Source organism: Rhodococcus sp. ACPA1 (assembly GCF_002300195.1).
Taxonomy (GTDB): domain Bacteria; phylum Actinomycetota; class Actinomycetes; order Mycobacteriales; family Mycobacteriaceae; genus Rhodococcus_F; species Rhodococcus_F opacus.
This window is the reverse complement of record NZ_NSDX01000006.1, coordinates 421,862-435,695: the sequence shown is the minus strand read 5'-3', so window position 1 is coordinate 435,695 and position 13,834 is coordinate 421,862. Positions and strand designations below refer to the sequence as shown.

The following is a 13,834-nucleotide window of genomic DNA, read 5'->3' as shown; positions in this document are numbered from 1 at the left end:
CTGCGACATTACGACAGGAGGGCACGCGCCAGCCACCCACCGAATAGGGCACTTGGGATCACTGACCGGCTTCGCCGCCCGTGCGTGGTTGACGAGTGCAGAGACTCGTCAACCACGCACGGGTGCTCGCTAGTCGGTGACGCCTTCTGCACGAGCAGCGGCGGCGACTGCCTCCGCGACAGCGGGGGCGACGCGAGGATCGAGCGGGCTGGGAACGATCTTGTCTACAGCCAGCTCGTCACCGACGACCGAGAGGATTGCCTCGGCGGCGGCGAGCTTCATACCTTCGGTGATCCGGCGGGCACCGGCATCGAGCGCACCACGGAACACCCCGGGGAAGGCCAGCACATTATTGATCTGGTTCGGGATGATCACCTCCGGTGCGTCGAACAGGATGTTGCCGCGGGCCACCCGCGCCGCCACCGCGTCGGCGCCCAGGCCGTCGGCGGCCAGGTCGGTGCGCCACTGCTCGCGCATCCGGGTCAGCAGGGCGTCGCGGACGTGCCCTTCACGAGATCGCCCGCTGCGGCGATCTCGTCCGCCATCGCCACCTCGGTGACGAACAGTTCATTGCCCCGACGTCCACGCCGTTGGTGCGGATGCGCTCGACTGGCTGGCGGGCGCATTGAACCCGGGTGCGCACGCCGCCGCATACTTCTACGAGGCGGTCCGGTGACTTCTTCCCGACCTGAGCAACTGGTCGTACACGCGCTGCTCGGGAGCCATGGCGCGACGGTCACCGCGCAGGCAGCTGACGATCGACGAAGCGCCGCGATACGGCGGGCACGATTCCGGCGCAAACCCTGTCGAGCACATGCTCGCCGGTCTTGCCGCTGCCTCGCTGGTAGTACATCGGCTGCTCGGCGAGGTCGCGATAGCCGAGTCTGCCACGCTCACAGTGTCAGCGAGCTTGAACGTCGACCGGGTCATGGGAACCGATGAGGGCGCCGTCATCGAAGTGATTCGTCTGGACTGGCACGTGGCGAACGCTGAACACGCCGAGCGCTTGCGTGCGGCGCTTCCCCACCTTGCGAGTCGTCGACCGGGGCAAGCTCTGATCGATGCTGCATCCGTATCCACGGAAGCCGTGTCCATCCGTGAGTTGACGACTGCGGACGAGTAGCCAGGGAGGCTCCGCGGCTTGTCAGAGATCGAGAACGAGGTCGGTTTCGGGTTGCGAGCAGCACAAGAGCGTCGTGCCCGGCATCGGGGGCTCCAGGGGGTCCGGCCGGTATCGAACGGTCCCGGAGAGGATCGGGGTCTGGCAGGTGTGGCACACGCCGGTGCGACAGGACCAGCGGGTCGGAACGTCGCAGGCTTCGGCGAAATCGAGGACGGTGCCGTACTCATCACTCCATTGCACGGTGAGTCCGCTGCGGGTGAACGTGATGCGCAGCCCGGTGCCGACGGGTCCCGGGGGCTGGTGCGGCGGCGGGGTGTGGGTGGCGTCGGTGAGGCCAGGGTTGATGGCCGGGAGTGCGCCGAACAGCTCGGTGTGGATGCGTTCGGACTCCACACCGATGTGCATGAGTGCCTCACGCAGCGCGGCCATGAACGCGTTGGGACCGCACAGGTAGGTGGTCACGTTGGCGGGCAGGGCCAGGGCGGCCAAGGCTTCGCGGTTGATGCGGCCGGGGACGGCCGGCGGATCCAGGTTCTCCGTCGGACTCTGGGCGGTGTAATAGACGTGTTCGTGACCTCGGTCGACGCTGGTCAGCAGCCGGTGCGCTTCGGCCGCGAAAGCGTGTTCGGCGGCTGAATGGGCGGTGTGCAGCCACCAGATGTCGCGCTTGCTGTGGGCTGCGGCGAGTGCATGCAGCATCGCCAGAACGGGGGTCACCCCGACGCCGGCCGAGAGCAGGAGCACGGGCGTGGTGTCGTCGTGGTCTTCGGGAAGGACGAAATCACCACGCGGAGAAGCGACGTCGACGGTGTCGCCGACACGTAACTGCGTGTGGAGATAGGTGCTGACGAGGCCGTGGGTCTCGCGTTTGACGCTGATGCGGTACTCGTCGTCCGACGGGGCGGCGGACAGCGAATAGTTGCGGACCGGTGGTGGGTCGGCGGCGCCGGCGACGCGGAGGGTGAGGTACTGGCCGGGTTTCGGCCGGGTCAAGGGGGCGTCGTCGTCTGGTGCCAGGTGGATCGACGCCACGGTTGTGCTTTCGGGGACGATTCGTGAGACGCGCAGCGGCCGGAAGCCGGCCCAGCCGTCCCGTTCGGCGCCGACGGGCGGCTCGCCGGCACCTGACTGATGCTCTGCGGCGTCGAGCAGACCGCGAAAAGATCGCTGCCAGCCGGGACTGAGCGCGGGGATGTCCACTGCTTTCCGGAGTTGGCCGATGTCCCGGTCGGGTAGGTAGAGCAGCGCGTCGATCGCGGCGACGCTCATGCGGTGTCGGCCGATCCGGGTGCGGATGATCTCGTCGCCGGCTTGCACCTGGCCTTCGGCGATGACCCGGAAGTAGAACCCGGGCCGGTGGTGGGCGACGAGCAAAGCCGGCATCTCGGGTTCACCCAGGCGCATTCCGACCCGATAACAAGTGACGCGTGGCTGAGTGACCTCGAACTCGGCGTCACCGATGCGATAGCGGTCACCGATGTGCACCTCGTCGTCGGGCAGGCCGTCGACGGTGAAGTTCTCACCGAACTGACCGTATTCGAGATCGTCGCGATCGAGATGCCGCCGCCAGAAGTCGTAGGACTGACATTGGTAGACGAGTACGGCACGTATTTCGCCGCCGTGACCGTCGAGGTCGCCTTGACCGTCGCCGTCGATGTCGAGCGTGCGGACCATGCGTGGACCGTCGACGGGGTACTTGAAGATGCCGGTGTGGACGGTCCGGCCTTGCCAGGGCACGTCTTTCGGCATACCGACGTTGAGCGACTGCAGGCGTGCCATTGTGCGACCCCTTACTGTTTCGCGCGGAACACGTTGCCGGAGGTGTCCATCGTTCGCGCCCCGGTCATCGCGATGAGCAGCTTCGTCATGTCGCAGAACATCCTATATCCGACTGTGATCTGCGCCACTCCTGGCCCGATGGTCATGAAACGGCTTTCCGATCGACATTTGCGGCCGCGGAGGGACGCTGGGTCTGAGCGAATCGGTGGATCGGTGTGCGCTGAGGAACGAGCACGGTCAGGATGGCACCGACGACGGCCGGTGCCGCGAAAGCCACCAGTTGCCAGTTGGTTCCGGTCCCGATCGCGACAAGGACACCACCGTAGGTGGGGCCGACGATCGCTCCGATCCGGCCCACCCCCAAAGCCATACCCAGTCCTGTGGCACGGCTCGTCGCAGGGTACGAACTGCCGATGAATGTGTTGAGAAGGATCTGGGTGCCGGTCGTGCCGACTCCGGCGAGCAACACCAACAAGTAGACGACTGCCAACGGCGGAGCGGTGGTAACCAGCAGCAGTGCAATCGCGGCGCACAAAAAGAATGCTGCGGTGACGGGTTTGATCCCGTACCGGTCAGCGAGCACAGCGCCGCCGAGGGCGCCGAGGGCGCCTCCGATGTTCAGGGTCAGGAGGAAAGACAGGGACGCGCCCAGAGGGTATCCGGCCGATTTCATCAGCGCGGGAAGCCAGGTCGCCACGCCGAACAACACGAGTAAACAGAGCAGCGTCATGCACCAGAACAACAGGGTCGTGAGAGTGCGGTCGATACCGAAGAGTGCGCGTAGGCCACGTTCCCGACTGGGCGTGGTGAAAGTCGGGGCGGCGGTGCGTGCGAGGCGATACCGGTCGGCAATCGCTGCCGCGGCGGCATGTTCTCCACGGGAAGCGAGGTAGTCGGGTGATTCCGGGAGGTACGCGAGCATCAGGGGCAAGAACATCAGCGCCGGCACTATGCCGGCGAGAAACATCGATCGGAAGCCGTGGGTGGGCACCAGCCACAGGGAAAGCACTCCGGCGAGTATGCCGCCGATGCAGGTGCCGACAAACCCCACGGCCACGGAACGGGCCCGGGCACGGGGTTCGGCGAATTCGAGCAGAGTGGCGGCGGCGGTGGGCATGAGGACACCGGCGCCGAGTCCGACGGCGAAGCGTCCCACCCCGAACACCTCGGGGGTGGGTGCGATCGCGCACGCACCCATGGCTGTGGAGAACATGACGACGGCGGCGAGGAGGGTGCGGCGGCGTCCCCACCGATCGGCAACTGCCGCGGCCAGAAGGGCGCCGACGAGCATGCCGATGCCGGTGAGCGAGCCCAGCATCCCGACGTCGGTGGCGTCGAGGTCCCAGGGCGTGTACTGGAGCAGTGACGGAACCACTGTTCCGTACATGAGGAGGTCGTATCCCTCGAGGACGAGGGCCATCAGGCAGAGCCCGACAACGGGGGCTGTGGGTGGAATTCGGGCACGCATCGGTTTCTCCGCTCGGAGGGTAGCCAGACCAACGACCGCGGTGGCCTCCGGAACAGGTCAGGTCACTGCGGCGCGAGGTCCGGAAAATCGAGTTGTGGTGTCTGTCTACGGGAATCTGGTTGTCAGCCACGCGCCGATGTCGGCGGCGGCGAGGCTGGCACCGGTGGGTGCGCCGTCGCGGATCGGTCCGCCGAAGTGGGTGCCGGCGACGCGGACGTGGGTTTTGTCCGTCGACCCGAGCGCATCGCACATCGTCTTGGCGTCGTCGGGGAAGCAGGCTTGGTCTCCGGTGAGTTCGACGAACAGTGTCGGTGCGGTCACCGTCGGGGCGCAGCGGAGGAAGTCGGCGTTGCTGCTGAGTCCGGACCAGGTCGACAGCCAGGCGTCCGGCGTGGCGAGGCGTCCGAAGCCGACGAGTCCGTAGTTGGTCAGGTCGGGTCGCCGGCCGAACAGTGACCCGTAAGGGCGTTCGTTCGGGTTCAGCGATAGATCGACGAACCGCAGGTCCGCATCGGTGCGATAGACGGTGAGGACGCGGGGTGCGAGGGCAGCGCGGCGATCCGCTGGATCGGCGGTGCTTTTGTACCGGCGGCGCGCGTCGGCGGCTTCATCGACGCGTCGCCGGGCGATGGTGTCGAGGCGGGCGATGCGGTCGTGCTGCGCTTGGCGGTAGCGGGTGATGAATTCCGTTGAGTAGGAGGAACTGTGGGGTGGTTCGGCGAATCCATTCGCAGGATCGAACGGATTCAGGTCCGGATCTGCCGAGAGCGGGTCGGACTCGTCGACGACCGACGGGTCGATCAGCCGCAGCAGCAGTGCACCCTGACCGGGATGCGGCGCCATGAATATCGCCGCGTCGGGCCGGGGCATCTCGGCCTCGGCCAGGTCGATGGGTCTACCCGCGGGGGTATGGGTCAACCGCTCCCCCGACGGCAAACCGGCTTGCTGGTGGTAGAACGCGAAGAGGGTTCCGCCGCCGGAATGGCCGAGGGTGACGACGTGGTCGAAACCCTTCTCCCGCAGGAACACTTGCCCGGCCGCAGCATCGAGCAAGGCTTGCTCGTGCACTAGAGCGATGTCGTTGTTGACCGATCGGGTGCCCTGCGTCCATACCGCGAATCCGCGGGCGAGCAGTTCGGGCACGAGCACGTGGTGGGTCAGATCCTGGCGCGGGTGCATCAGCGCGACGACGGTGTGTGCACCGGGCACCACCCGAAGGACACCGGAGACCTTCGCTCCGTCCGCGGTCGGGAGTTCGTGCACCGACGTGACGGCGGTGTCGGGGGCCTGGGCGGCGTCGATGTACCGTCCGGCCCCGAGCCGGGGGGTGCTCTCGCTCATTGCGGCTCGACTCTCATGGCGTCCTTGTCCCACTGTGTGATTCGGGACCCCGCCAATCCGGCGACGCTGCTGTACCAGACGGCGTGGCGGCAGCTTGTGGCGCGGCGGTCGATGACGATGGCCGAGTCGGAGACGATTCGGAAGTAGGGTCCGACGTGGTCGACGGTGACCGCCGGGTTGCGACCGGCCACCTCGGCAACAGCCGCGTTCTCGGGGACGTCGAGGACGAACAGTGTGGTCATCGGGTCGCCATCTCCTTCGAATCCTGCTCCTGCTGCCAGGCCGCTGCCCGTTCGGTGATCAGTTCGGCTTTGCGGGTGAGCAGCGCGGCCATGCTGGGGTCCGGCCCGGTCACCACGTCGACCAGGGCGTCGATGGTGAGATTGGCGTCGAGGTCTTCCTGCGGGGTGACCGGGCGCAACGCCCGGGTGATCTCGATCATGTAGCCATTGGGGTCGTGTGTGTAGATCGACTCGATCGTCTCGTGCTGGATCTGCATCTCCACTGGCCACGCACTGTGGTCCAAGCGGCGCCGGTATTCCATCAGATCGTCTTCGCTGTCGACGTGGATTGCCAGGTGGCGGGAGCGGATGAAGAAGACGGGGACGTCCTCGCCGAATCGGGAGTACGAGTCGCCCTGCGGGCCGCCGTCGAACGGTTCCAGTCCGAAGTAGTAGAAGAAGGCCAATCGGTCGTCGTTGCCGATATCGAAGAAGAAATGGATGAAGTCGGGGTGTTTCTCCGGGCCCCAGCCGGCCGCGCAGATCGAGTGCACGACTGGGAACCCGAGAACGTCGCGGTAGAACGTGACGGTGGCGGCGGGGTCGAATGTCGGGTAGGCGACGTGGTCGACGCCTTTGACCGTGTGTTGCAGTTCGGACATGGTGAACTCCAATGGGTTCGGGGCTACGGAAGGGCGGGGGCCGGAGCATCGGCACGCAGGAGACCACCGGCTCCGGGGATGTCGACCGGAAGGTCGAGGGCCCGCAGCAGGCTGTAGACGCCGGCGGTGGCGGCCGAGAGAACAGGCAGGCCGAACTCGTCTTCGGCCGCTTGGACGAGGTCGAGTGAGGGCATTTGCACGCACGCGGAGATCACCAGCGCGTCGGCTCCGGTGCGGTCGAGCGATCGGGCAGCGTCCATGACCCGGTCGCCGGGGATACAGCCAACCTCCGCGTTGTCGGCGACCTCGAGGGCTCGCCAGTCCGATACCTGAATTCCTTCGGCCTCGATGTACGCGACGACCTGCTCGGCGAGGGGACGCATGTAGGGGGTGACCAGGACGATCCGTTCGGCATGGACCGCGCGGAGGGCTTCGACGAGTGCACCCGCGCTCGAGCGGATCGCCGCCTCCGAACCGCCGGTGGCCAGCTGCTCGGCGATCAGCCCCTCCACCCGCTGATGTTCTCCGGGCCCCACCGACATCAGGGCGACCAGGCATGCGTAGAGGATGACGTCGACACCGGCATCACCGAGTTCGAGGATGCACCGCTCACGTTGGGCGTTCATCGCCCGCAACTGTTCCGGGGACACGGACTGCATCCGCATCCGGCTCGAGTGAAACGAGAACCGCGCGTCGGCATGTCGGTTGAGCAGTGCCGGCATTTCCGTCTCGACCGTCACATTCGAACTCGGTACGACGAGTCCGATGCGATGAATGCCCATGTTGTGGCCTTTCCGATGTGGAGTCGGACGTAGATTTACGTCTGTGACGATTATTCGACGCCAACGACGATTCGTCAAGACCTGGGTGGCCGGAGCATGGGTTGACCGCGATTCCCTTCACGCACGTGACTGCACTCACAGTTGCCTCTTGACATGTCATCATTCACGTCGAATACTCGACACAGACGTAAGGAGTGTTCGAGGATGACCTCACACCGCCCCCTGAATTCCCCCCAGCACGAAGGAGCGCAGCTGCAATGGCATTTGTGATCGGAGTGGACGTCGGTGGCACGTTCACCGACGCGGTATTGGACGACGATGCCGGCACTGTTCTCGCCGCGAAGGCCCCCTCGACGCCGCCGGACTACTCCCGCGGCGTGATCGATGTCCTCGAGGCACTAGCCGAGCAATTGGGCTGCCCCATCGAGGAAATGCTCGCCAACACCCACCACATCGCGCACGGCACCACGTCGTCGCTCAACGCGCTCGTCACGGGCAACGTGCCCCCGGTCGGCTTCCTCACCACCAAGGGCCACCGCGACTCCATCTACATCATGAACGTCGAGGGCCGATACCTGGGTGGCTCACCGGAGCAGTTGCAAAACGTCATGGGGCAGAGCAAATCTCATGGCCTGGTACCGAAGAAGCATGCCCTGGAAGTAACCGAACGACTCGACCGGGACGGCAACGTCGTCGTCGCACTCGACGAAGAATCCGCCCGTCGAGCCATCCGCGCGCTTCTCGCCGACGGCATCACCGCGATCGCGGTCTCCCTGCTGTGGTCGTTCCGCAACCCCGCGCACGAACAGCGCATTCGCGAACTCGTCCACGAGATCGACCCGACGGTGTTCGTGTCCCTGTCGAGTGAGGTGAGCCCACGCATCCGCGAGTTCGCCCGCAACGCGACAACCATCATGAGCACCCAGATCGGGCCGGGGCTGCGGGACTACCTCGGTTCGCTGGAGTCGAAGCTGCGGGAACGCGAACTCGCCGGACCCCTGCTGGTGATGCAGAGCAACGGCGGCGCCGTCGCGGCCGCCGAGGCACCGAAGAACGCCATCAGCACCGTCGGTTCGGTCCTGACCGGTGGTGTGGTCGGCGCGGTATCCCTCGGCAAGCAACTCGGCCACCGCAACATCATTGCCACCGACGTGGGCGGCACCACCTTCCTCGTCGGCCTCGTTGTCGACGGCGAACCCGTCCGGGCGTCCAGCACGATCATCAACCATCACCCGATCAACGTCCCCACCCTCGAGGTGCACGCCATCGGATCCGGCGGCGGCGCCATCGCCTGGGTCGATCCCGGCGGCAATCTGCAGATCGGCCCCCACAGCGCCCAGGCCGTCCCCGGCCCGGCCTGCTACGGCCAGGGCGGCACCGAACCGACCAACGCCGACGCGAATCTGGTGCTCGGAATCCTGCCCGAACACGGGCTCCTCGGCGGCCGTAAGCCGCTGGACAAGGACCTCGCACGGGACGCGATCCGCACCAGGATCGCCGAACCCCTCGGGCTGTCGGTCGAAGACGCGGCCGCGGCCATCTACGCCGTGCAGAACGCGCAGACCGGTGACCTGCTACGCAAGACGGTGGTCGAGGCGGGACACGACCCCCGCGACTTCGTGCTCTACGCCTTCGGCGGTGCCGGCCCAGCCCACTGCGCCGCCTACGCCCGAGAGGTCGGCGTCAAGGAAGTCATCGTCCCGCTCGGGCAGGTGGCCTCGGCGTTCTCCGCCTACGGATTGGCGTCGTCCAACATCGTCCTCGCCGCTGAATTGTCCGACCCGGCCGCCATGCCGCTCGATCCTGCCCGTGCCGAGCGCAACTTCGCCCAACTCGAGGCCCAGGTTCTCGAGCAACTCAACCGGCAGGGGTTGACCTTCACCGGGGTGGAGATCGAACGCGAGATCGACATGCGCTACACCATGCAACTCGCGGAGGTAGCGACAGCGGTGCCTGCCGGCAGTCTCGACGCCACCGGTATCCATGCCGCGTCGGACCTCTTCGAGCGGCGGTACGCCGAACTCTACGGAAAGGACAGCGGCTTCCGTGAGGCCGGAATCCAGGCCATCACCTACCGTGTGCGGGCCACCGGCCTCCTGCCGTTCTCCCCGACGCTGCCGGAGGTCAAGTCCGCGGACTCCGCCGATCCCACACCAGCACATATCGGAACCCGAAAAGTGTTCCTGGACGGCAGGATCGGCTACGTCGACACCGATGTCTACGACTACAGCACACTGCTCGCCGGACACGTCCTGCACGGCCCGGCCATCATCGAAGTCCCGACGACCACCGTCGTCGTTCCCCACGACACCACCGGCACCGTCGACCGCCTCGGCAACCTCACCATCGTCGCCCAGTAGGAGCACCGAAGATGACCATGCAAATCCCCGGCTCCGAAATCTTCTCGAGCCGACCGATCGACCCCGACGCACTCGCGCGATCGCTGCCCCCGACGCTGGAAGTCCACACCGTCACCCAGGAGCACATCGACAACCTCGACCCACTGACCTACGAAGTCATCCGGCACCGGCTGTGGTCGGTCACCGACGAAATGGGCGAAGCACTCAAACGCATGTCCGGCTCCCCCATCGTCACCGACGCCAACGACTTCGACTTCGCGATCAGCGACGAGATCGGCCAGGAAGTGCAGGTCGGCCTGTACAACACGATGCTCGTCGGCGCCGTCGACCTCGCTATCTACTGGACCCTCCAGCACCGCGCGACCAACCCGGGCATCACCGAGGGTGACATGTTCCTGTGCAACGACCCCTGGGTCGGCGGCGGACTGCACCAGAGCGACGTGATCGTCTACCAACCAATCTTCCACGAGGGCAAGCTCTTCGCCTGGACCAGCGCCATCTGTCACGAACCCGATCTCGGCGGATCCGGGCTCGGCTCGTTCGACCCCTCCGCAAAGGACGTGTTCTCCGAGTCGCTGCCGACACCCCCCATCAAGGTGGTCCGCGACTACGAACTGCAACGCGACGTTTCCGACGCCTGGGTGCGCCGCTCGCGGGTGCCGATGCTGGTCGGGCTCGATCTGCGCGCGAAGATCGGCGCCAACACCGTGGGCCGCAACCGACTGCTCGCTGTAATCGAGCAGTATGGTGCCGACACCGTCAAGGCCGTGATGAAGCGGATGATGGCCGACGCCGAGGGACGTCTGCGCGGCAAGCTCACCTCGCTGCCCGACGGCACCTGGAAGGCCACCGGCTACCAGGATCAGTCACACACCGGCGACCGCGGAATCCACAAGATCACCGTGGCCATGACCAAGACCGCCGACCACCTCACGTTCGACTTCACCGGCACCGACCCGCAGACCGGCGTCATCAACTGCACCTACGCGGGCATGCGCGGCGGTGTCATGCTCGCCCTGCTTCCGATCCTCGCCGGGGACATCCCCTGGTCCGCGGGCGGACTGATGCGCTGCTTCGACCTGGTATCCGAAGAGGGCACGATCAACAACGCCACCTTCCCCGCCGCGGTCAGCCGCGGACCCATCGGACCCGCCTGGCTCACCGGCACCCTGATTGCCGAATGCCTGTCGCAGATGCTCGACCGGTCGGTCGATCTCGGCAAGAGCGTGCAGGCCGCGTGCTGCGGCACGTGGGACACCGCCGTGATCGCCGGCCTCGACGAACGCCCCGAACAGTCGGTGCCGTTCCTCAACATCATGATGGAGCCGATGGCGGGCGGCTACGGGGCACGCCCCACCGCCGACGGCATGGACACCGGCGGCCTCTTCTGCATCCCGATGGGCCGCATCCCGGACACCGAGATGACCGAGTTCCTCTACCCGCTACTCACCCTCTGGCGCCGCGAGGAACCCGACTCCGGCGGACCCGGACGGCAGCGCGGCGGTGTCAGTGCCTCCATCGCGATCACCCCCTACGGCACCAGCCTGCCGATGGGCCTGGTACTGGCGTCGGCGGGCAAGGCCGTCGCCCAGAACAACGGTCTCGCAGGCGGATACCCGGGTAACACCGGCGTCGAGGTCCTCGCCCGCGGCACCGACATCGTCGAACAGTTCGCCGCCGGCCGCATCCCCGACGCCCTGACCGATCTCGGCGGCGGCCGTGAGCTGGGAGCGTGCTACGCCGAGAGCTACGTGGCACCCGGTGAGGTGCTGTACATGCATTGGCAGGGCGGCGGCGGCTACGGTGATCCGTTGCTGCGCGACCCGGCCGCCGTTTCAGCCGACTTCCGCGAAGGCAAGGTCACTGAACACGGTGCCGAGACCGTCTACGGCGTCGTCCTCTCCGATGGAGACGTCGATGAGATCCGGACGTCGGATCGGCGAGACGAGATGCGCACGGAGCGCCGAGACCGCTCCGGGGCTACTCCGTCCGATGCCCCCGTGCTCGACCTGACCGGAGCTCGCAGACTCGACGACAACTTGGCAGAGGTCACGATCGCAGACACCCGCGCGATCGCCTGCGCCCAGTGCGGACGCCTGCTCGGAGACGACAAGAACAACGCCACCCTCGACCTCGCCCGGTTCGAAGGCCCCTCCTCGACCGCCGGACCACAGGTGACCTCCGATCCGCGCGAGTACGTCGACGTCCCCGTCGTATTCCGGCAGCTGTGCTGCCCCGGCTGCTGGACCGCCATCTACTCCGGCATCGTCCCCGCTGATCACCCCGATCACGCCCTCGACATCGCCCGCCTCCTCCCTGCGGTAGCGGAGCGATAATGTCCACGAAACCCGTGATGACACCGGAAGCAGGAGGACTGCGGTGACCTTCTCGGATTGGGGCGGACGCCTCGTCACCTTCCCAGCGGATCGGGCCAGGCACTACCGCGAAAGCGGGATGTGGAGCGCCGATCCCACCGGGCGGCGACTGCACCGTATCGCCACCCGGTTCCCGGATCGAACGGCGGTGATCAGTGCGGAGGGTTCGATGAGCTTCGCCGAACTGGACCGTCGGACCGACCAGATCGCGGCCGGACTGGTCCGGCTCGGGTTCAACCGGCTCGATCCGGTCGTCTTCCAGCTGACCAATCGCCTGGAGACCGTCCTCGCCTGGTACGGCTGCCTCAAGGCAGGCCTGGTCCCCGTCGCGACTTTGGCCGCGCACCGCATGCACGAGATCGGGCACGTCAGCCGGAAAGTCGGCGCCGTCGGGCACATCGTCGAGGCCCATACCGCGGGATTCGATCTCGTCGAGTTCGCACGCGAACACGCCGCCGGGCATCCCAGCATCCGGCACATCATCAGCGTCGGCGACGAGGCGGGCAAGGATCAGCCGGGCGTGACCCGACTGGAAGACATCGGTCCCGAAACCGATCCCGCCGCAGCCCGTGCCGTGGTCGAACAGGTCGAAGCGCAGATCGACCCACTCGACGTCGTCGCGTTCCAGCTGTCCGGCGGTACCACCGGTGTGCCCAAGGTCATTCCGCGCATCCACGCCGAATACTGGAACAACGCCCTGCTCTACGCACAGCGGCTCGGCTGGGACGAACACAGCCGCGTGGCGCACCTGATACCGATCATCCACAACGCCGGAATCTCGTGTGGGTTGCACGCGGCGCACTCCGTCGGCGCGTCCCTCGTCCTGGCCACCGCCGACGCTCCCGCCGCGTTCGAGTTGATGGCACGGACGGCGGCGACCGAAGTCCTCATCGGACACGGTCACTACCAGGCGGTTCTGACCCCCGACTTCGACAAGGCCCGCACGTCTCTCCGACGCGTCGTGCTGTCGGGCGCCAAGGTTCCACCCGAACTTTTCGACCGCGTCGACGACGGTGCCGGGCACTGGGCAGGTCAGCTGTTCGGCATGTCCGAAGGGCTGTTGACGGTGACCCCGCTCGACTCCTCCACCCACGCTCGCCTGACGACCGTGGGAACCCCGATCGCGTCCGACGACGAAATTCGCATCCTCGAGCCGGGTACCGAGATAGATCTCCCCGACGGCGGCGTCGGAGAACTGTGCTGCCGCGGCCCGTACACGATCCCCGGCTACTTCGACGCCTCGGAACACAACGTGGACGCCTTCACCTCCGACGGCTTCTACCGCACCGGTGATCTCGCCGCATTCACCGTCATCGACGGAAAGCGGTACCTGTCGATCGAGGGCCGAATCAAGGACCTCATCAACCGGGGCGGGGAGAAGATCAACGCTGAGGAACTCGAACTTCTCCTGCTCGAACACCCCCGTATCGCCAACGCGGCGGTAGTCGCCATGCCCGACCCCCGACTCGGGGAGAAAACCTGCGCATATCTGGTGGCCACCACCGGAGAACCGTTGTCGATGAAAGCCATTCAAGACCATCTGGCTCAGCTCGGTGTCGCGAAGTTCAAGTGGCCGGAACGGCTCGAATGGGTGCCGTCCTTGCCGCACACCAATGTGAACAAGATCGACAAGAAGCGTTTGCGCGCCGAGATAGCCGCGAAACTGCTCGCCGAGGCCGATGCACGCGGCGCGGTCGTGTAGAACCACCCGTCACCCGGTTCT

The 13,834-nt window shown here is 66.4% G+C and carries 11 protein-coding genes and 1 pseudogene; 4 read left to right on the top strand and 8 right to left on the bottom strand.

The window, feature by feature from the left end; all coding sequences use genetic code 11:
• Positions 1 to 129: 129 nt before the first annotated feature.
• Positions 130 to 366, bottom strand: a pseudogene (locus tag CJ177_RS31485) (malic enzyme-like NAD(P)-binding protein); the annotation flags it as partial.
• 448 nt (positions 367 to 814) lie between these two features.
• Between CJ177_RS31485 and CJ177_RS31480 the strand changes: the two are divergent.
• Positions 815 to 1,123, top strand: coding sequence for a hypothetical protein (locus tag CJ177_RS31480; protein WP_257014758.1), 309 nt, complete (start codon positions 815 to 817; stop codon positions 1,121 to 1,123).
• A 21-nt stretch (positions 1,124 to 1,144) separates the two neighbouring features.
• Here CJ177_RS31480 and CJ177_RS31475 read toward each other — a convergent pair whose 3' ends face one another.
• The 7 genes from CJ177_RS31475 to CJ177_RS31450 form a co-directional block, all read right to left on the bottom strand.
• A complete protein-coding gene (locus tag CJ177_RS31475) occupies positions 1,145 to 2,902 on the bottom strand; it encodes an MOSC and FAD-binding oxidoreductase domain-containing protein (RefSeq protein WP_095869384.1) in 1,758 nt (585 codons plus the stop codon).
• A gap of 11 nt (positions 2,903 to 2,913) precedes the next feature.
• The gene (locus tag CJ177_RS48535; protein WP_257014757.1) at positions 2,914 to 3,048 is read right to left on the bottom strand and encodes a hypothetical protein; all 135 of its coding nucleotides are present in this window, start codon (positions 3,046 to 3,048) and stop codon (positions 2,914 to 2,916) included.
• Positions 3,045 to 4,370, bottom strand: coding sequence for an MFS transporter (locus tag CJ177_RS31470; RefSeq protein WP_095869383.1), 1,326 nt, complete (start codon positions 4,368 to 4,370; stop codon positions 3,045 to 3,047). The genes CJ177_RS48535 and CJ177_RS31470 overlap by 4 nt, the downstream gene beginning before the upstream one ends.
• Before the next feature lie 105 nt (positions 4,371 to 4,475).
• Positions 4,476 to 5,711, bottom strand: a complete 1,236-nt coding sequence (locus CJ177_RS31465) for an alpha/beta hydrolase (RefSeq protein WP_095869382.1) — start codon at positions 5,709 to 5,711, stop codon at positions 4,476 to 4,478.
• A complete protein-coding gene (locus CJ177_RS31460) occupies positions 5,708 to 5,953 on the bottom strand; it encodes a hypothetical protein (protein WP_095869381.1) in 246 nt (81 codons plus the stop codon). The genes CJ177_RS31465 and CJ177_RS31460 overlap by 4 nt, the downstream gene beginning before the upstream one ends.
• On the bottom strand, positions 5,950 to 6,594 hold the full coding sequence (locus CJ177_RS31455; RefSeq protein ID WP_025432720.1) for a VOC family protein: 645 nt from the start codon (positions 6,592 to 6,594) through the stop codon (positions 5,950 to 5,952). The genes CJ177_RS31460 and CJ177_RS31455 overlap by 4 nt, the downstream gene beginning before the upstream one ends.
• 23 nt (positions 6,595 to 6,617) lie before the next feature.
• The gene (locus CJ177_RS31450) at positions 6,618 to 7,376 is read right to left on the bottom strand and encodes a maleate cis-trans isomerase (protein WP_025432721.1); all 759 of its coding nucleotides are present in this window, start codon (positions 7,374 to 7,376) and stop codon (positions 6,618 to 6,620) included.
• A 257-nt stretch (positions 7,377 to 7,633) separates the two neighbouring features.
• Here CJ177_RS31450 and CJ177_RS31445 point away from each other — a divergent pair, with 257 nt between their 5' ends.
• From CJ177_RS31445 to CJ177_RS31435, 3 genes are read left to right on the top strand one after another with little or no spacing between them, the layout of a single operon-like run.
• Positions 7,634 to 9,736, top strand: a complete 2,103-nt coding sequence (locus CJ177_RS31445) for a hydantoinase/oxoprolinase family protein (protein WP_095869380.1) — start codon at positions 7,634 to 7,636, stop codon at positions 9,734 to 9,736.
• A gap of 11 nt (positions 9,737 to 9,747) precedes the next feature.
• Positions 9,748 to 12,072, top strand: a complete 2,325-nt coding sequence (locus CJ177_RS31440) for a hydantoinase B/oxoprolinase family protein (RefSeq protein WP_095869379.1) — start codon at positions 9,748 to 9,750, stop codon at positions 12,070 to 12,072.
• Positions 12,073 to 12,115: 43 nt separating this feature from the next.
• Positions 12,116 to 13,813, top strand: coding sequence for a (2,3-dihydroxybenzoyl)adenylate synthase (locus tag CJ177_RS31435; protein ID WP_061045821.1), 1,698 nt, complete (start codon positions 12,116 to 12,118; stop codon positions 13,811 to 13,813).
• Positions 13,814 to 13,834 lie beyond the last annotated feature (21 nt).